The sequence below is a fragment of the Streptosporangium sp. CA-135522 genome, assembly GCF_050949235.1.
In the GTDB taxonomy this organism is placed as follows: domain Bacteria; phylum Actinomycetota; class Actinomycetes; order Streptosporangiales; family Streptosporangiaceae; genus Streptosporangium.
Genome location: NZ_CP192026.1, coordinates 4,089,138 through 4,107,946 on the forward strand (window position 1 = coordinate 4,089,138; position 18,809 = coordinate 4,107,946).

Here is an 18,809-nt window from a genome sequence, read left to right on the forward strand (position 1 = left end):
ATCCGCCGGTGATCACCGGCGGGGCGGATCGCCCCGCGGCGGGAACGGCCGCGGGGCGAGCGTGGTCTCAGTACTGCATCGGGCTGGTGGCGTAGCTGATGTACTTGTGATTCTTGTCGTAGGCCTGAATCTTGGTGTAGAACCCGCCCTGGTTCGTGGAGTAGGAGTACAGTTCCATGCCGAGCCAGCCCTTTTCGCAGTGGCCGGCATGGCTCCAATCCATGCCCCTGAGATACGTCCCGGACGCGTTGTGCAAGCTGATGGTCACGCCGACGCATCCGGTCGGAATGACATTCATGTAACCGTCACCTCTCACTGAGCCGCCGCTGTCCACGCTGATGCACGCCCTTACGTAGTAGCCGTCGCTGCAGCCGCCGCCGCTGACCGCGTTGGCGGGGGTCGCGGTGAGAGTGGTGGCCAAGGTGACGCCTGCGACGCCGAGAGCCGCAAGGGTGCGGCGCGAATTCTTCACGGTTCTTCCTTGATCGATCGGGCCAATGTGATCCCCGTGTGCCAGGTGGCGTCATGGATCGTTCAGCGCCCATGAGGATGGGGGCGACGACCCGTGCGCACCGGTCAGGATCGGCTGGGCGGCTCCGACCTTCCTGGGCTTGATCATCCTGGTGTAGTTCCGGCCGCTATGGATGATCTTGTATGTAAAGATCAAGTTACATGGTTCGCACACTCATCGTTCACATCGCACTCATGCCGTCCACCGCAGTTTTCAGGGCAGGCGCACCCCTCGCCTACGTGCCGCGCCTCGACCGCGACCTGCGGCGTCACGGCCCCTTCGACCCGTGCGCCGCCATGGCCGCCGATCTGGACCGGGTGCCGGACCCGCTGACGTCAGCGGGTCCGGCTGACCACGCGGGTGCCCGCCACCAAGTCGTGCAGCGCCGCCCGGTCGCGGCGCAGCAGCGCCAGCGCCACGGTGATCACCAGGTCCGCCACGACCAGGGGTGCTTCGGCCAGCCGGCCGAGCGGTCTCAATCCCAGGAGATACGACAGGGCCAGCAGCGCCAGCCAGCCGATGATCAGCAGATAATCCCATCCCAGCGCGACCACGCGGCGCATCCGGGAGCCCGCCTCACCTGTCATCATCGAAACCTCCGGCTCCCACCGTCTCACCGGCGGCACGGCCTGTGCCTCCCTCTCAAGAGGGATCGGCGAGCCCCCGCAGGGGACCGGCAAGGCGATGTGGCCGCGCGGCGACGTGGCTCGCCGTACCCGTCACGCGCCTCCAGGTCTCGGCCGCGTCTCGATCCGCCGGCGCCGCCTCGGCTCACCGCGTGAGGGGTTCTAAGCTGTCCGATCATGCGCTTCCTGCCGACCGGCGCCGATGCTCGGCGACCTCTCCGACGCCTGGCCGTCCTCACGCGACGAGCCCTACTGGTGTCGGTGTGCCTCACCGTCCTGCCGGCCGGGGCCGCGCGGGCCACCTCGCCGGGGGCCCCGTTGCTGGGGACCGGCACGCTGGCGGCCACGTCGTGCCCGGAACCGCCTCTCATCGACGGAGGCATGCCCCGGCCGCGGGAATACCTGACGGCGGCCATGAAGTGCCTGAACACCTCATGGTCGGCTCACTTCGCGCGGGCCGGGCTGAGGTTCCGCGATCCCACGGTCCGCTTCTACGAGGAACCCGCGCAGCGCGTGTGCGGAGTGCGCTGGCCCGCCAACGCGGCGGCCTTCTACTGCACGGAACGGGCCACGCTGGTGTTCCCGCTCACCGGCGACTGGATCGAGGGCCGGATCGATCTTTACCCCCTCAAGGTGGCGGCTCACGAATACGGCCACCATCTGCAGAGCCTCACCGGCGTCAGGGCCGGCTACGAGGCTCGCGTCCGCTCCGACCGCGCTCGTCAGGCCGAGTTCGGCCGTCGCTACGAGCTGCAGGCCGACTGCCTGTCGGGGGTGTTCCTGGGTAGCGTACGACGTTCTTTGCCGCGTACCGGGCAGGACTGGGAGGCGCTGTCGGCCGCGCTTCGCGCCAGCGGCGACGACGGCGACTACCGCACCCACGGCACCGGCGCCAACCGGGTCCGCTGGTTCGACCGGGGCTATCGCGCGAGCTCTCCCGCGGCCTGCGACACCTGGACCGCCACGCCGTCCCGGGTGGCCTGATCCGCGGGACGCCGGGCCGATCGGTCCGATCGTTCCCACGCCCGGGACGGCGGGAGACCGTCCCCGGCCGTCCCGGGCAGGCCGGACGGTCGCGGACGGTGATCATGGTTTCCTGGCGGGTGGCGCCTTCGGCCCGCCGCGCCGGACGCCGGCCGCCCTCGTTCGCCGACGTCCGACGCGGCGCGCATCACCCGCCGCGACGCGGAGGGCTACCACCAGGCGCCGCACACCGAGTTGCCGCCGACCCTTCTCCCGCAGTCGGTGAAGTGTCTTCCTCGACGGCCCGGGTCGTCCGCCGGCGAATCGCCGGTCCGCTTCCCGTGCCGTTTCCCGTGCCGTTCGGTCGTGATCGCGTGCGCGGTTTCCGGGTGAGCGGAACACGTGCCGGCCGAAGGACCGCCGGCCTTTCCTCGCACCTTTCCCGAAGGGCGTCGCCCTTCGTCGCCGGTATCGCCCCGGAGACAATGGCGATCTTTTCAGCAGGCTCGAACCCCTAGCAAGGAAAACAGCGGAAATGGGATGCTGGGACGTCTCCATCCACCATGAGCTGCGTGCTTGCCGAACCGCTGGGATGCGAATGGGACGCGCTTGTCCCCGCGGCGGGGTCCGGCGTGCCGCTCGTTTCCGCATTGGGAGAGCACGATGGCGCAGACAGCCGAAGCCGAACAGTTCGCCGCCCGGCTCCGGATACTCAAGGACCGTGCGGGGGAAAGTTTCGAGACGCTGGCCGGCCGGAGCGGGATCAGCCGTTCCAGCCTCCACCGTTACTACGCGGGCGCCGGTTTCCCGGCCGGCTACGAAACGGTTCACGCGTTCGCCAAGGCCTGTGGTGCCAGCGGCGAGGAACTGCGGGAGTTGTACAGACTGTGGGTGCTCGCCGATATCGCGCGCTCCTCGTCCACGCTGCCCGGGAGCACGGTTGAGCGGGGGGAGACCGAGGACGGGGAAACAGCCGGGCCGCGGCAGCCGCGAAAGGTCACGCTCATGTCGTGGGCACGGCTCCGTGCCCGCCGGCCGATTCCGGCCGTCGTGGTGGCGGCCTTTCTGGCGGTGACCGCCGTGACCGTCTTCGTCGTGCTGGGCGCGGGCCGCGGGCTCGACCTGCCGGTGATGGCGGACAGCCGGGCGGGCGGTGCCCCCGTGACCGTACCGGTGCGGATCTTCAACATCGAGGGCGGCTGCAGGGTCCGGGTGGAGCGGGTGCCGGCGTGCAGCATGGGTCTGGCCCGTAACCCGCGTTTGAAGTACGACGCCGCCAACGTGGTCGGTCATCGTGTATGGCACGACGACGTCTTGAACGCCGACTGCGTTCTCTATGACGGTGACCGGGTCGAGGACGAGACGGGCGTCGGCACGACGCGCTGGTTCCGCGTCCGGCTCGACGACGTGCCCGGTGGCTTCGCCTGGCTTCCCGCCGTCCGCACCAACGACGGCCCGGCACTGCCGACCTGCGCCTGAGCCTCGCGGGTAACCCACCGGCGGGTGGTGCCGTCGAGCGGCGGGAGGGCGCGGCTCGCGGCTTTCTGTTAATAGCCGTAAAAGGGCTAAAATGTGCGAAACGATATAAATCACATGTCTTTGTGTGAACAAAGGTGTGCGTATTGTTAGGCGATCCTCGGGTGGCGTCCGCGGGCGATTGAAAGAATCGTCGCCATGTCGCTGACATTCCCCCGTCCCGCTGGACGGATCCGTGAGTGAAAATCCCCTTTCCGGATTTCCGGCGGAGCTCCTGACCGCCTACGAGCCGCTGGAGTTCATCGCGCGCGGAGGCGAGGCCGACGTCTTCCTCTGCGGTGTGCGTCCCGGAGACGACCTCGCCGCGGTCAAGGTCTACCGCGGCAAGACCATCGACCTCGCGATGCGGGCGGATCTCGCCGACGAGCGGTTCTCCCGGCACGTGCCCCGCCTGCTCGGCTACGGAAACCTCCAGCGCGCCGGCGATGCCATGATCGGCTGGGAGGCCCAGGAATACTTCGGCCTCGGTTCGCTGAAGACGGTGACGGCCGGCAGGCGGGGGCTGCCGGAGGCGGAGGTCCGGGAGATAACCGTGGAGCTGGCGGCGTGCGTCGCCTTCTGGCAGTCCGAGATCCGCTACAACCACACCGATATCAAACCGGACAACATTCTGGTCCGCTCGGCCGCGCCGTACCGATTCGTCATCGGCGATTTCGGCGGTGCGGTGCGCAACAGCGCGAGCCAGGAAATAGGGACGGTCCTGGTGAGCCGCCGCTACATGGCGCCGGAGGCGCTTCAGCTGCGTCGCGGCGAGCCGCCGGCATGGTGGTCGGTCGGTGTCATCGTCTACGAACTGCTCACCGGGGAAACGCCCTACCACGACCTTCCCGAAAGCGACATACCCGATCTCCTGCACCGGGCACGGCCCTTCGACCTGTCTGCGATCACCGATCCGCGCTGGCGCATGCTGGTCCAGGGCCTGCTGACCGTCGAGCGCGACTCCCGCTGGCGGCACCGGCAGGTCCTCCAGTGGATGGCCGGAAGCACCCCCAACGTGCCCACGTCGACCAGGCGTTTCGAGCCCGTCGTGTTCGGGGGACGCGGGTATGCCCACCCCGGTGAGCTCGTCCTGGACATGCAGGACCGCTGGCCGCTCGCGGTCGCCTGGCTCGCGGAGGGCAACGCCGGGAGGCTGGCGGGCTGGATCGCACGCGGCTTCGCCGACCTCGGCTTCGATCCGGCCCCGCTCGAACGCCTCGGCGTCGCGGGCGCGGGCGAAGAAGCCCGCCACCTCGCGCTCGCAGCCCTCGCCGCGCACTTCCTGCCCGACCGCGTGCCCCGGTACAAGGATCACGTCGTCGACGACGCGGGCCTGCTCCACCTCGCCAGAGGCACGGTCGAGGACGCCCGGGCGCTGCGGGAGATACTGGAGAGCGGCGTGCTCACCTACGCGGCCAGACACGAATGCGCCCACCGGCGGATGTGCCCGGACGGCTGCCGAGTCCTCGCACGGGTGCTCGACGAGGTGCCACGGACGGTCGCGGAGGTGGTCGGCCGGCTGGGCTGGCTGCGTCCGATGATCGAACGGAACGCCGGGGATCTCGGACACGACCTGCCCGCCGGCATGGGCCCGACGCCGGGCGACATGTGCCTCGCGTGGAGCGCCGCGGCCGAACTGACGCTGCGCCCGGAAGCGATAGGCGGCTTTTTGGCTAGAATCCGCAAAGTGAAGAGCGACGCCCCCTGGTGGATCCGGGAACGGAGAGCCGCTCACGACGCCGATGTGGAGAGCGTCCCCGGGCGCGGCAGGATCGTGCTCACCCACCTCCTCATCCGCTACGCTCCGGCTCCCGCCCTGGCCGCGGCTCCCCGGCCGGCCCCCACGACGATCGGTTCGGGCGTCCGGCCACGCCCGCCGGAGGCCCTGGGGGACAAGGCCCGGCGCGCCGGGCGTTGCCGCCGCTTCGCGGTGCCGATGATCGTGCTCGGACTCCTCGACGTGCTCGGCTCCGCCGCGCACCCGGCCGGTCCGGACGTCCCGCGGGACGGATCGGCCTCCGCCGGGCGGGTGATCGACGCGATCACGGCCGGGATCGGACGCAGCGGCCTGAGCGAGCCGGTGGGGTGGGCGACGCTCGGGATGCCGGGTCTTCCGGGTGCCCTGCTGTGCACGACGCTGCTGATCGCCGCCACCGCGACCGCCTCCTCCCACCGGCTCTGGCGACGGCCGCGCCTGCGGGTGTTCGCCTACCGGGCGACGATCGCGCTCACCCTGCTCCTGCTCCTGCGCCTGCTCGCCACCTCGTTCGTCCCGCTCGGGTCGGGCCTGCACACGCTGCTGTCCCTTCTCGGGCTGCCGGAGGGAAGACCATGATCCCGCGCGTGTCCGTTCCCTGGTCCCTCAGCGGCAAATACGTGACCGAGCGGCTTCTGGTCCAGAACGACGAGTGCGACCTCTACCTCGCGCGTTCCCGCAAGGACGACGCCACGGTGGTGACGCTCAGGATCTACCGTCCGGGGCTGAGCGTGGACCCGGCCCTGCCGCAACGGCTGAGCGGCCTCATCACGGCGGAGCCGTACACGACGAGGTTGATCGATTACGACCGTACGGGTGCGGCGTGGCTGGTCCAGGAGTTCCTTCCGCTGGGAACCCTGCGCGACCTCATGAACGGCACGCCGTTCCAGGAGGAGCGGTCGCGTGAGATCGTGGCCGCCGTCGCGCGCTGTCTCGACTGCTGGCAGGGTGCGCTCGGGCACAGGGTCGGCGACTTCGGCCCCGACGACCTGCTGGTCAGGCAGAGCGGCCCGCTGGTCCTGGCCCTCGGACACCATCGTGCCGCGCAGTGGACGGCCCTTTCCACCGGCTCTCCCTGGCCGGCGCCGCCCGAGACGGTCGAGGGGGTCCGCGAGGCGCCCGCCGCCTGGTGGACGCTGGGCGTCATCGCGCACGAGTTGCTCACCGGGCGCCCTCCGGTGTTCGAGCCCGGTGACGCGACCGTCGGTCTCGGCGCCGTCGACGACGAGCGTTGGGAGCGGCTGCTGACCGGCCTGCTGACCCTCGACCCCGACGCCCGCTGGGACGGCGAGGCGGTGAAGTCATGGCTGGCGGGCGGTGCGCCCGACGTCGTCCCCGTCCGCCGGTACGCCCCGATCGAGTTCGGCGGCCGGCGGCACGCCACCCCGGCCGCCCTGGCGACGGACCTGACGGCACGGCCCGGGGCGGCCGAGTCGTGGCTGCGCGACGGCGGCCGTGCCCGGCTCGCGGTATGGCTGGACCGCGAGGTCCGGGACGAGCGCTTCGACCGCGCGTGGCTCGACGAGACCGAGCCGGTGGCCCTGGCCGCCTTCGCCGCGACGTTCACGGCGGGACTGCGACCCCGCTACCGGGGGATGGCGATCGACGCCGACGGTCTCCTCGACCTGGCCAGAGGCGGATCGTCCGGGCATCACGCCCTCGCCGAGGCCGCGTCGTCCGGCGCGCTCGCGCACGCGGCCCGCCACCGCTGCTCCCATCAGGAATGTCCGGACGGCACGGCGGGCGGGTGCGCCCGCCTGCGCCGCGTCGAGACCGAGGTCCCCGCCGTCATGGCCGAGGTGGGCGGCGTGCTCGACCGGCTCTACGACGTCGTCGGCCAGGTCTCCGGCGAGACGTGGGAGCGGGGCGTGGCGGCGGCCGTCGAGCTGTGCCTGGTTCCGCAGGCCGCCCGCGCGCACCGGTGGCGGCTGCGCGCCGAGAGCCTGCATCCGCTGCGGCGGGCCGCGATCGTGCGGATTCCCTGGTGGTCGGAGCAGCGCAGGAACGCCCTGAAAGGCGACGCCGGCGAGCTCGGGACCCGCGCCGCTCTCGTGTCGGTGCTCCTGCTCACCTCAAGTGCCGACGAGGCCGGCCGGCAGCTCGCCGAAGAGAGCCGGGAGGAGCTGCGGCGGCGCAGGCAGGAGCTCGCCGACCAGGGGCGTTCGGCCGCTGTCCGGGCCGCCAGGACCGCCGAGTCCCTCTGGTTCGAGCTTCGCGTGCGCTTCCCGGTGGTCTGGGCGGCGGTGGTCCGGGTGTTGATGGGGCAGGCGGAGAGCGGGCTCTCCCACGGCCAGGTGTTCTGGCGCCGTGCGCGGGTCCGCTGGCAGAGCCGATACGGCCGCTGGCGGCTGGAACAGGAGGAACGACGGCGGGTGGAGTCGCCGCGCCGCTGACGGCGCCGGCGCGCGGGCGGCGACGCCGGCGAGGACTACGACTCGTAGAAGAAAACGATCATCTTGACCTGGTCGGTCCCCTGCTCGGTCCACTGCGCCAGGGCCGTGGCGCCCGCGAACCGCGGATGGCCCGCGATGACGGCGTCACTGACCCGTTTCGCGACCTGCGTGGCGAGCCCGATGCTGGATCGGGGCGCCGCGCCGTAGGCGATGATGATCCCCGCCTGGCGGTCGCGGCGCAGGTGCTCGCGGCAGGGGCCGGCGTTCACGCCCAGTACGGCCTGCGGGTCACGGCCCTGAAGCACGGCGTCCATCCTCCTGACGACCCGGCGTTCCTCGGCCGCCCGCGCCGGACCGGTGCCGAGCATCAGCCCGAAGTCCGCCCTGATCAGAAGTTCGCAGTAGTCCTTGCTGAGCAGCCTGGCCGTGGCGGGTTTCGGCGTGCGGACGGCATCGGGCGTCCGCGTGGGAGTGGGGGACGGGACTGGAGGCGGAACGGGGGAGAACGTCTGCGCCGACAGCGACACGAGGAACAGCACCAGCAGCAGGTCGGCGAAGAGCCAGCCCGCCAGATGCGCGGCCGTGAGCCGCTCCCCGACGCGCTTCACCAGTCGGCCCGGTTGTCGTCGCGATCACGGAGCTCGATGACGAACCGCTGGGCGGCGTCCACGAAACGGCGGAGCTGTTCGGTGGTCTTCGCCAGATCGTCGACCCCGGTGCCGAACCGGTTCAGCGAGTCGCCCAGGCCGCTCATCACGCTGATCACGAGCTGCCGCGCGGCCTCGACCTGCCGGTCGGAGCCGTCGGAGATCGACTGAATCCGCGTCACCAGGCCGTTCAGCTCCCGCTGGACCGCCTGCTGGTCCTCGTGGATGCGTCTTTGGAGCTTCTCGAACTCCTGCAGCGTGGTGGTGGGGATCTGGACGGCGCTGAGGGCGCTCTCCAGCGCGGCGGATTTGGCGACCCACGTGTTGAGCGCGTCGCTGATCTGCTGGCCCGGCCCGCCCTCCAGCGCCGCCCTGATCTCGTCCGAGGTCCGTTCCAGGGCGAGCACGAGCTGCGCCGTACTGGAGCGCAGAACCGGCAGCTGCCGGGCCACCTCGCGGATCGACAGGCGCACGTCTTCGGGCACCGGCGCTATCAGCAGCGTGGCCAGGGCCAGATCCTGGGCGAGCTGGTGCCGGGCCCTGTCGTTGGACGTCAGCCGCGCCACGTATCCCTCGCCGAGGTGAACGGCCGCCGCGCACGCCATGACCAGCGCCACGAACAGGGCCACCGCCATCGCCGCGTCGCTGAGCGGGGTGAACGAGCGGCCTCCGAAGGTGCCCGCCTGCCAGCCCGCCAGGAAGGGCGGCGGCGACTTCACCTCGCCGTAGGCGGTGAGCGCCTTCTGCAGCATGAGCCAGGTGATGAAGACCGGCAGGAAGATCATGATGTCACGGGCGACGCGCAGCAGGGTGAGCACGGCCTCCCAGCCCGGCGCCCTGCGGTCGGGCAGGAGGGCCTCGGGCGGATAGACGTTGAGAAGGTCCACTCCGGCGAGCGCGCCACCCCCGTCCCGCATGGCCTCGGCCAGCATGATCAGGGCCTCGGGCCCCGTCGGGTACTCCTCTCCGGAGGTGTTCCGCGCCTGGTGCGCGGTCTCGGCGATCCGGTCGGCCAGGCTTTCCAGCATGCCTGGGGCGGTCAGGGTGTCAGTGGCCATGGGGAAGGTCTCCTGCCTGCTCGCCGTCGTGGCTCTGCTCGGTCTGTTTCTGCCGGGGGAGCGGATCGGGAGGGACGACCGGCGGCGCGCTGGACGGAAGCGGAGGCGGCGGATCGCTGAGGCCGGGGGCGACGTCGGTCGGCGAGGGCGTCGGGACGACGGATCCGGAAAGGACGGTCGCCAGGATGTAGGCGGCTCCCAGGAACAGCAACAGGGAGACGAGAACGGCGGCGATCGCCATCCCGGCGCCGGGGCTGAAAGCCGGCAGCATCGGGATGCGCCGGGAGGGCGGAGAACCCGGGGCGCGGGAGAAGGGAGAAAGGTTCCATATCCATCCGCGGTCGGTGTACGTCGGCGTGTCCGGGGCGTCGGAGGCCGGCACGAGCGTGTCCTGTGGCTGCGGCCTGCCGGAGGGACGCGCGAGGACGGGCAGGGCGGGCGCCATGGCGGGAGGGGCCGTCGCCGGAAGGACGGAACGGACGGGCGGCGTGCGGTCGCGGGAGGCTTCGTGTCCGTCCCGGTGGATCTCGCGCGGATACGGACGGAGCGCGCGCGGATCGTCGAGAGTCTGGCCCGCACCGGTCGAGGCCGCGCTCCGATAGGTCTCCTCCCAGCTCCCGCCCGACGATCTCACCAGCAGCCTGGTGTTCGCCCACACGATCTCCTCCCTCCCCCCGGAGGTGGCGAGGGAGAGCATCGCCTCGACGAAGCCCGGCGAGGTCGTCGTCATGCGGTGATAGATCTCCCTGACGGTGTCGGCGGACAGGTTCGGGCCGTAGGCCTGCTTCAGAAGCCCCCGAAACGCCCTGGCCTGCTCGGGAGAGGCCGGATAGGCGGCCGACACCGGGCCGATCAGGTGCCCGTGCCGCAGAAGGCCGCCGCGCGCGTGGGCGATGTCGCTCCCGCTCTCGGCGGGCATGCGGCGCAGCAGGTGGTCGATCACCTGGCGGGCCGCCTCCGGCTCCCCGCCGAGGTTCGCGGCGCCGTCGACGATCGCCTCCATGGACAGCGACGACAGCAGGCTCCCGCCGATCCCCCCGTGCCCTCGCCGGATCGCCCCCGCCGCCACGGCGAAACGGATCACCGGATCGGCGCTCATGCCGTACAGCGTGTGCCAGACGGTCTCGGAGAGCGATGCTCCGGCCTGCTGGAGGTCGTCGAGGATCTCCTCGACTCCGGCCGCCCGGTGGGGAGGCTCGTAGGCGGCCGGCAGGGCCTTGCCGTAGAGGGCGACGCGCCGGGCGGGGTCGGGAGTGATCATCTCCACCGTCTCCGCCATCCCGCGGTCGTCGAGGAGGATCTGCCGGCAACGCCTGCGTCGGGCGGAGTCGATCCGGCTCATGCGGACCTGCTGCAGGCAGGCGGCCGCCAGATCCGGTTCCGGCCGGGGCCGCCCGTTCTCGACCGGTTCCGGCCTGATCAGCCGGATGGACCACTGCACGAGCACGTAAGGTTCCAGGCCGGCGAGCAGCCACCCCACCGTGGGATCGTTCTGCGCGTCCACCCCGATGGTCGCCGCCGCGATCAGGACCCGGGAGACCTCGTTGGGGTCGGGCTTCTGGCCGTGCCTGTAGAGGTCGGCGAGATTGCTCTCGACCGTGCCCGCCGGCGGGGACATCGCCTGGACGGCGTGCATCAGGGATTCGGTCTCGGGCGCTTCGCGCCGGGCCGCGTTCAGCGCGCACCGGACGCCGGCGGAGACCAGGACCTCGCGCGTGCGGGGGTAGGACCGGAAGTCCCGCCACAGGCGGAGGACGTCCGCGGTCTCGGCCGGTGAGCAGGTACGGAACTCGTGGCCGAGCTGTACGGCGGGCTGCGCGAGGTCCTGTTCCTCCTTCGCGGTCAGCTGCCCGCGCACCGCCCGCCTGAGCAGGTTCGCCACCCCGCTCAGGCGCAGGAGCTGGGTGTCGGCCCAGTCCGCCGAGTCCTGGGCCGACAGCAACGGCGTCCGCGGGTAGGTGACCGGCCTGCCGTCGGCGATCGCGGCGATGACGGAACCGGCCGTGGAGACCGATACGGGACCGTTCGCCGCCGCGCCGGACTCCAGGCGCAGCGACACCCGCCTGCGCCGGGCGAACGCCGACGGGGAGGGAGCGCGTTCGACCACCATGAGACGGGCGTCCGCCTCCCGCACTTTCAGCTCGGCGCGGACGAGGAACGTCCAGGGCTCCTCGCCGGTGAAGTCACCGAGCGCGGTGAGCAGCCCGTACGTCAGGTGGGCGGCCATGTCGTCCTCGGGGCCGGTCTGCGGGGGCAGGATGAGCTGGTAGTGCGCGGAGGGGGCGTTGAGCACGTCGGCGGCCACGTTCGGCAGCAGAGGGTGGCGCAACGCGACCTCGTGGAGTGCGCGGTTGGTGTCCCGTGCCTCCGTCTCCAGCGTCTCCGACGGGATGGACGGCATCTGCGCCGCCAGCGTGTCCGCCGTCTCCGGCCGCACCCAGCCCGGCCAGTTCCACAGCCCCACCGCGAGACGGCCGGTGAGCACCGAAGCGGGGCCGATCAACACGTGGATCAGCTCCGACATGCGCCCGTTGGCGTCGCGCACGGGCAGGACCCGGACGATCACGCCGCTCTCCCGGGCCGGTCCGATCTGCAGAGCGCCCACCGCCGGGGCGTTGGCGGCGCCGTCGGTCCACATGCCCTGCACGAAGTCCCCGGCCCGGAGCAGGACGGACCAGTCGACGAGCTGCTGACCGTCGAGAGAGGAGGCGACCGGCCCGAGCCCCCGCCTGCCGACCAGCAGCTCCTCCGACCATCGGAAGACGATCTGGTGGATCTCCACCCCGCTCACGATGGGCCCAGGCCGATGTCGTCGCGGCCCAGATCGTGTCCCTGGATGATGCCCTTCATCGCCAGCAGGGACAGCAGCGGGCGCAGCACCCGGCGAGGTCCGAAGCCCCTTTCGGGGAAGACCGTGTCGTCCATCTTCGCCACGCCCGAGGCCGAGACGAAGTGAATCGTGGAGTCCTGGCAGTGCACCACCGGGTGCAGCCATGACTGCGCGTTGTGCGACTGGAGGAAGACATAGGCCTCCTCGGTCTCCTCTTCCACGGTGTCCAGATCCATGTCGTCGTCGGCGCGCAACCAGCCGTCGACGAGCGGCAGCCACCGCAGCAGGTCGGACTTGGCCACGACCAGCGCGGCCGGCAGCGGGAGCATCGCCTTCTGCCGGGGGTTGCGCAGCCGGTCGATGTGCCCGAACGGCTCCATGAAGGCGGGGTCGGCCAGACGCGGGGCGGACCGCCGGAGGAACTCGTCGAGCTTCTCCCCGTCGGCCACGAACAGCAGGGCGTCGACGATGCTGATGAAATGCAGGCTGCGCAGGTCGGCGTCGTCGAAGAACTCTCCCGAAACGTCGAAGAACACCAGCGCGTGCTTCTCCCCGGTGACGTCGTTGCGCGCCCGCAGCGCGCACACGAACGCGACCTCGTCCTCACGGCGCGTGCGCCCGAGGACCTTTCGGGTGGTGGTGAAGGGAAAGACCTTCTCCAGCATGAACTGCCGGTGCATGACGGTGTCCAGCGGGGAGATCGTGAGGTTGTGCCGGACGTTCACCTGGATGGTCTGCACGAGCTGGTCGATCATCGCCGCCAGCAGGTGGGTCTTGCCCGCCGCGGTCGACCCGACGATGCCGATGATCATCGGCTTGTAGTCTCCGTAGTCGCAGGGCAGGTAGTGCTCGCTGCCGTCGGCGTCGCAGATCCGCTCGGCGTTGGCGGTCCGCTGTAGCCATCGGGTCTCGGACTCACCCGGCTCCCGTTCCAGGTAGATGATCTCATCGTGCTTTCTGAGCACCAGCGGAAGCGCCTCCCAGTCCAGCTCCCACAGGCAGTAGGGGCAGACCACCGTGGTCGCGCCGTCGCCCGGGGTCTTCCTGGCGCGGGATCTCCCCCTGGGCCGGGTCGCGCTCGGGGGCGGGTACGCCGCGTCGTCCACGGGCGGCGGCCATTGGCCGGGGGTCTGGCCGACACCGTGGCCCTGGCCCTGGTCGTGGCCGTCGCCGTGGCCCTGGCCGAGAGACTGCCGGGTGCCGTTCTCGTAGGGGTGCGCGACGCCCGGTTCGCCTTCCGTCTCCTGCCAGGGCGGTGGGTACCACCCGGTGGGTTCGGGTTCGGCCCGCGGGCCGCCGGCCGGAGCGGGCGGGGGAACCGGGGGGAGGGCGTAGGGGGCCGGGGGGATCTGCGGAAGGCCGAGGTCGTCGTCGTTCACAGTTTCACCACCACCACGACCAGGAGTGCGAGGAGGAGCAGCAGGACGGCGGCCAGTGCGACGAGAACGCGCCGGTCGGGCAGAGAGGAGGCGACGTCGTGTTCGACGGGCGGTGGCGGGGGAGGAGGCTCGGGCAGCGGCGCCCTGGTGGGCGGTCGCTCGCTGAGCCGGAAGGCCGCCTGCTTGCGGCGTAGATCGCGAAACTCGCGGCGAGCCTCCATCTCACGTCCGTTTCCGGAGTGCTCCCGGCGAATGCCGGACGTCCCGGCCCCCTGCGGAGCGCGCTGCCGCGGGGGCCGCGCACCGGGCCGGAAGGGCGCGCCGGGCCGGGCGGACGCCTCGGAGTGGGAGGACACCTCAGGCAGGGGGGTCGGGCGCGGGGTCGCGAGATCGGGTGTCCGGAGGCGTTCGAGCATCTCCTTCGGGCTGGGACGGCCCGCCGTACCCGGCATGAACGCGGGCCGTAGAAACTCGGCGAGCCGTGGGTTGATCCCGGCGACCTGGTCCACCAGGTCGGAGCCGGCCGAGTCGTCGGCGAGGTCGCCGGTCGCCATGTAATAGAGGAGATCCGCGGTCATGCGGACGTCGGTGTCGGTCGAAGTCGTGTGCAGCGGGGTGGCACGGCCGAACCCGGAGAGCTGGAAGGGCATGCCCCGGTCCCACAGGACGGTGTCGGGAGAGACGTCGTTGTGCACGTAACCCCTGTCGTTCAGGAAGTCGAGGGCGGTGAACAGATCGCGGGCCGCCTGTTTGACCGTCCGTCCCTCCATGGGGAGCAGAGCCCCCTGGTGGGAAAGGGGCCGGCCCGCGCATCTGAAGAGCGCGTGCGCGTGATCGTCGGTGATGTCGAAGCCGAGCATCGTGCTGATCCTGGGGTGCCCCTGCCGGAGGTGTTCGGCCATGTCCACCTCTCGCCGGAGGGTGGGGAACGCCGAGGGTCCCACCGCCGACTTGAGCATGCAGGGAACACCTCCGGCCGTACCGAGATGCCGCTCGAAAAGCGTGTCGGTGATGACCCGGCCGTCGAAGTCGACCTCGAAACAACTCTTATCGGGCTTGCTCGCTGATTCATGCAACCATAGCTGTCGCATCGAATCCCCGTTCTTCATTTCCTTTGTTGTCGGTCTCTCTTTTACCTCCCGTCCGGATGGCTCTCAAGGGTCGTCATTGACTCGTGATGAAAAGCGGCATTTCACTAATCGCACATATAGTGCAAAATGTGACATAAAAGTATTGCGTGATCCCTGACAACCCGGCGGCGGCCTTTGGCGTCCAAACAGGTGCGGCGGGAGGGTGGAGGACCGCGTTCGGGACGGGCTGCGCGGGTGGTCCATCCGATCGCCCCGGGGAAGGGAGATCTGCGGAAGAGAGACGTGGTGGCAGGGGGTGGACGGTGAGCCGGCGGCGGTCGTCGAGGAGGGGCGCGCCGAGAACGGATCCGCCGGGGGCGCGGTCGCCTCGTACGGAGGATCCGCCACGGGAAAGGGCGGCGCCTGCCGGGCCGTGATTTATTTTGACCGGATGATATCCGTCCGGGCCATTCTCGAACCGAGTTCGCGGTTTTCGCGGAAACAATTCCGCTCGTTCGGGGCGGTCGCGCGTGCGATCCTGTTCGCCGTGCCGTTGTCAGCCGTGCCGTTATCAGTCGCGCCGTTATCGGCCGTGCCATTCGAATGCGCCGCCTCATTCGGGACGTCGTCGGCGGGCATGTCGCCGTTCTCGAATACGAATGATCGTGAAGGCGTCCGGCGCGGTTTCCGGCCGCCCGTCCGCCGTCACTCCTTGTGGCCGCGTGACCTGTCGGCCAGCTGCGTGCGCACCCGCTCGGCGGCCGGAGGATCCAGCTTGTCGGCCAGGGCGTGCGCCTCGGCCAGGGCGTTGTGCGCCCCGGCGCTGTCTCCGGCGGCCAGTTGCGCGTCGCCGAGCATGATGAGGGTGCGAGCCTCGTGAAGCGGGACCTGAATCCGGCGGAACAAGGACAGGGCCTGCTGGAAATGGGTCACGGCCTGTGCCGGGTTGCCGCCGGCGATGGCCAGCTCGCCGAGTCCGACCAGCACCCGCGCCTCCGCGAGCCGCTGGCTGGAGGTGCTGGCCAGCATCAGAGCGTGGCGCAGCGCGCTCTCGGCCTCGGCGAGCATGCCCTGCCGGAGCCGTGCGATGCCCAGCCCGTGCAGCGCGTACGCCTCTCCCGTCGGATCGCCGATGTCTCTGACGACGGTCAGCGCCTCATCGAACACGCGAGCCGCGAGTGCGGGTTCGTCCGACTGGAGGTGGGTGTGACCCATCCGATGGAGGACCTGCGCCTTCACCCTCCTGCTGCCGCCGTTCCCGCTGAGCTGCAACGCCTCCGACAGCAGCCGCATGGCGCCTTGGAGATCGTCGCACTCCAGTCTGAGCTGGGCCAGGTTGTGCAGCGCGTAGGCGGCGGCGACCTGGTCGCCGGTGGCGCGGAAGATCTCCAGAGCCCGTGCGTAGTGGGCTTCCGCCTCGTCGAAACGGCCGTTCATCCGGTCCAGGAATCCGATGTTGCGGATGGCCAGGGCCACTCCTCGATTGTCGCTGACCTCCCGGAACAGCCTGACCGCGGCTTCGAAGTCACGCTGGGCGTCGTCGAAGCGCTGCTCGGTGATGGCCAGCGATCCCATGGAGTAGAGGACCGCCGCCTGGCCCCGCTTGTCCCGGGCGTGCCGGGTGGCCGTCAGCGCGATCTCGTGGGTCTCCCGCCAGTCGTCGAGGTAGACCCGTGACTCGAAGAACGTCACCGCGTTGATCGCGAGCCCCCAGCAGAGCTCGACGAACCCCGCCTGCGCCGCCTGGCGGATACCGGAGACCAGGATCAGGCGCTCGCGTTCGAACCAGGCCAGCGGCACCGCGACGAGCTGGTCGACCAGTTCCCTGGGCAGCGACCAGATCGACGCCTCGCTGTGGATCAGAACGTCGGGTCCGTACTCCCGGCGGCGGGCGGCCTCGGCGAGGAAGAGCAGGCCGCCGAGCACACGGGCCAACGCCGCGCTGCGCTCGGCGGCGGTCTCCTCCGCGGCGAGGCGCTCTCGGGCGAACACCCGGATGAGGTCATGAAATCTGTACTGGGTGTGCACGCCGCGCCCGACGCCGGTGGTCTCGACCAGCTGCGCGTCGGCCAGGTCGTCCAGCAGGTCCTGCGCGTCGGCGAAGGGCATGTCGAGGAGGGCGGCGCTGATCCACGCCGAGAAGAGCTGGGAGTCCAGGATCGCCAGCCGGCGGAAGAGCCGCTGGGCGTCTTCGCCGGCGCTGTCATAGGTCAGCGAGATGCTGGCTCTGATCCCCATGTCGCCGTGCTTGAGCTCGTCGAGCCTGCGGGTCTCGTCTTCGAGCCGCCCCACCAGTTGCTCGATGCTCCAATGAGGGCGTGCCAGGAGCCGCGCGCCGGCGATGCGCAGGGCCAGGGGAAGCTGGCCGCAGAGCTCGGCCAGCGCCGCGGCCGACTCCGCTTCGGACTGCACCCGCTCGACCCCGGCGATCCGGGACAGCAGGTCCATCGACTGGCTCGAATCGAAGACGTCCACATCGATGTGGATCGCGCCGGCCAGCCCGGCGAGCCGGCTTCGGCTGGTGATGATCACGGCGGAGGCGGGATTGCCGGGCAACAGCGGCAGGACCTGACTCTCGTTACCCGCGTCGTCGAGCACGATCAACATCTTGCGGTCGGCGAGCAGGGCGCGATACATCTCCGCCCGCTCCTCCAGGCCGTCGGGGAGCGCGGTGCCCGGTACGCCGAGCACGCGGAGGAAGCGTTCGAGCACCTGCATCGGGCTGGTCGGCCGTGAGACGCCTCCGTGCAGGTCGGCGTAGAGCTGCCCGTCGGGGAAGTGGTCGGCGACGCTGTGCGCGGCGTGCACCGCGACGGTGGTCTTCCCGATCCCCGCCTTCCCGACGATCGCGATGATCGGTACGGCGAGGCGGGACCGGTCACCGGAGGCGAGCGTCAGCCGCTGGCGGATGTCGTCGATCTGCTTGGTGCGGCCGGTGAAGTCGGCGATGGCGGTGGGGAGCATGCCGGGGACGCTCGGGACGCGGGCCGAGGGCTCCTCGGCCACCGCGATGACGGGCTGCGCCGGCAGGTCGAGGCTCTCGTCGGAGGTGAGGATCGCGTATTCGAGTTGCTGGAGGCGCTCGTTGGGCTCGATTCCCAGCTCGTCGATCATGGTCTGCCGGGCGAGCCGGTAGACCTGTAGCGCCTCCGCCTGGCGTCCGGAACGGTACAACGCCAGCATCAGCTGACCACGTAGCCGCTCGCGCAGCGGATGTTCCTCCATGAGCTCGGTGAGCTCGCCGACCAGTTCGTGGTGCCTGCCCAGGTCCAGCTCCAGCTGGACGCAGTCCTCGTTCGCCGTGATCCGGTGCTCGGCGAGCCTGCTGGCCGCCGACTGCACGAGCCTGCTTTCGATGCCGTCCAGGGCGGGCCCGCGCCAGAGCGCGAGCGCCTTGCGGTAGTGCTGTATGGCCTGGTCGAGGTCGCGCCCCTCGCGCGCGCGCCGGGCTTGGAGGACGAGGTTCTCGAAACGGTGCGAGTCGATCTGGCTGCTGTCGGCCTGGAGCGCGTATCCCTGGGACTGGGTGGCGATGACATCGGCATTGCCGTGGGCGGCGAAAAGACGCCGAAGGGCGGATATGCAGATCTGGACCTGGGCTCGTGACGTGGTCGGGGGCTCGTCCCCGTAGATCGCCTCCATCAGGCGGCCGGTGGTGACCGCCCGGTTGGCGTCGAGGAGAAGCACGGCGAGCACGGTTTGTTGCCGGATGCCTCCGAGATCCAGCCGTTGATCGCCGGCGGCGACCTCCAGAGGTCCCAGAACGCGAAAGTCCACCGCATCTCCTTGAAAAAACCCGCAACCCCGGCCTATGCGAAAGCCTCTGCACTTCCCGATGCGAGAGAAGTGTCAGTCGTGCAACCTCACTGTCAGGTGTGCGTCCCCAGGAAGACCGGGGAGATCTTACTTGTAACGGTAATTATCGTTGATGGCCTCGCGATGTCCGAGGTCGTTGATCCTACCGATACCAGAGTCACCCCGTGTGCAATGTGTAACTTTCGTGTGGAGTGTACTACTTCGCGTGATTGCCTGCCAGAGGGGGTGGTGTGAGCCGGATAAGT

At 70.4% G+C, this 18,809-nt stretch carries 13 protein-coding genes; 4 read left to right on the forward strand and 9 right to left on the reverse strand.

Features of this window, described 5'->3' with window-relative positions; translation table 11 throughout:
• Positions 1-67: 67 nt before the first annotated feature.
• Positions 68-472, reverse strand: coding sequence for a hypothetical protein (locus ACQPYK_RS18950; RefSeq protein ID WP_433256929.1), 405 nt, complete (start codon positions 470-472; stop codon positions 68-70).
• Between the two features lie 374 nt (positions 473-846).
• Positions 847-1,101 (reverse strand): hypothetical protein, encoded by a 255-nt coding sequence (locus ACQPYK_RS18955; RefSeq protein WP_433256931.1) that lies wholly within the window; start codon positions 1,099-1,101, stop codon positions 847-849.
• A 213-nt stretch (positions 1,102-1,314) separates the two neighbouring features.
• Here ACQPYK_RS18955 and ACQPYK_RS18960 point away from each other — a divergent pair, with 213 nt between their 5' ends.
• From ACQPYK_RS18960 to ACQPYK_RS18975, 4 genes are all read left to right on the forward strand, one after another.
• Positions 1,315-2,121 carry a neutral zinc metallopeptidase gene (locus ACQPYK_RS18960; RefSeq protein WP_433256933.1) on the forward strand — a complete coding sequence of 269 codons (807 nt, stop codon included), beginning with the start codon at positions 1,315-1,317 and terminating at the stop codon, positions 2,119-2,121.
• Between the two features lie 642 nt (positions 2,122-2,763).
• Positions 2,764-3,579: a helix-turn-helix domain-containing protein gene (locus ACQPYK_RS18965; protein WP_433256934.1), complete on the forward strand. Its 816-nt coding sequence runs from the start codon at positions 2,764-2,766 to the stop codon at positions 3,577-3,579.
• Positions 3,580-3,811: 232 nt separating this feature from the next.
• Complete coding sequence (locus ACQPYK_RS18970) at positions 3,812-5,950, forward strand: protein kinase domain-containing protein (protein WP_433256935.1); 2,139 nt, start codon at positions 3,812-3,814, stop codon at positions 5,948-5,950.
• An 8-nt stretch (positions 5,951-5,958) separates the two neighbouring features.
• A complete protein-coding gene (locus tag ACQPYK_RS18975; protein WP_433256937.1) occupies positions 5,959-7,764 on the forward strand; it encodes a hypothetical protein in 1,806 nt (601 codons plus the stop codon).
• Between the two features lie 35 nt (positions 7,765-7,799).
• On the opposite strand, the gene ACQPYK_RS18980 is transcribed toward ACQPYK_RS18975, so the two are convergent.
• From ACQPYK_RS18980 to ACQPYK_RS19010, 7 genes are all read right to left on the reverse strand, one after another.
• Positions 7,800-8,372: a hypothetical protein gene (locus tag ACQPYK_RS18980; protein WP_433256938.1), complete on the reverse strand. Its 573-nt coding sequence runs from the start codon at positions 8,370-8,372 to the stop codon at positions 7,800-7,802.
• Entirely contained in the window at positions 8,369-9,469 is a 1,101-nt protein-coding gene (locus ACQPYK_RS18985; protein ID WP_433256940.1) for a hypothetical protein, read from the reverse strand. The genes ACQPYK_RS18980 and ACQPYK_RS18985 overlap by 4 nt, the downstream gene beginning before the upstream one ends.
• Positions 9,459-12,251 (reverse strand): hypothetical protein, encoded by a 2,793-nt coding sequence (locus ACQPYK_RS18990; protein WP_433256942.1) that lies wholly within the window; start codon positions 12,249-12,251, stop codon positions 9,459-9,461. Before ACQPYK_RS18990 ends, ACQPYK_RS18985 begins: the two co-directional genes overlap by 11 nt.
• 5 nt (positions 12,252-12,256) lie before the next feature.
• The gene (locus ACQPYK_RS18995) at positions 12,257-13,678 is read right to left on the reverse strand and encodes a TRAFAC clade GTPase domain-containing protein (RefSeq protein WP_433256944.1); all 1,422 of its coding nucleotides are present in this window, start codon (positions 13,676-13,678) and stop codon (positions 12,257-12,259) included.
• Positions 13,675-14,769, reverse strand: a complete 1,095-nt coding sequence (locus ACQPYK_RS19000) for a hypothetical protein (protein ID WP_433256946.1) — start codon at positions 14,767-14,769, stop codon at positions 13,675-13,677. Before ACQPYK_RS19000 ends, ACQPYK_RS18995 begins: the two co-directional genes overlap by 4 nt.
• Positions 14,770-15,186: 417 nt before the next feature.
• A complete protein-coding gene (locus ACQPYK_RS19005; protein WP_433256947.1) occupies positions 15,187-15,387 on the reverse strand; it encodes a hypothetical protein in 201 nt (66 codons plus the stop codon).
• A gap of 66 nt (positions 15,388-15,453) precedes the next feature.
• Entirely contained in the window at positions 15,454-18,525 is a 3,072-nt protein-coding gene (locus ACQPYK_RS19010; protein ID WP_433256949.1) for an AfsR/SARP family transcriptional regulator, read from the reverse strand.
• Positions 18,526-18,809: the final 284 nt, after the last annotated feature.

What these genes read in the sequence shown, in the direction of transcription:
- ACQPYK_RS18960 (WP_433256933.1), top strand. Translation starts at nt 1,315, where the DNA reads ATGCGCTTCCTGCCGACCGGCGCCGATGCTCGGCGACCTCTCCGACGC.
- ACQPYK_RS19000 (WP_433256946.1), bottom strand. Translation starts at nt 14,769, where the DNA reads ATGCGACAGCTATGGTTGCATGAATCAGCGAGCAAGCCCGATAAGAGT.
- ACQPYK_RS18985 (WP_433256940.1), bottom strand. Translation starts at nt 9,469, where the DNA reads ATGGCCACTGACACCCTGACCGCCCCAGGCATGCTGGAAAGCCTGGCC.
- ACQPYK_RS18955 (WP_433256931.1), bottom strand. Translation starts at nt 1,101, where the DNA reads ATGATGACAGGTGAGGCGGGCTCCCGGATGCGCCGCGTGGTCGCGCTG.
- ACQPYK_RS19005 (WP_433256947.1), bottom strand. Translation starts at nt 15,387, where the DNA reads ATGCCCGCCGACGACGTCCCGAATGAGGCGGCGCATTCGAATGGCACG.
- ACQPYK_RS18965 (WP_433256934.1), top strand. Translation starts at nt 2,764, where the DNA reads ATGGCGCAGACAGCCGAAGCCGAACAGTTCGCCGCCCGGCTCCGGATA.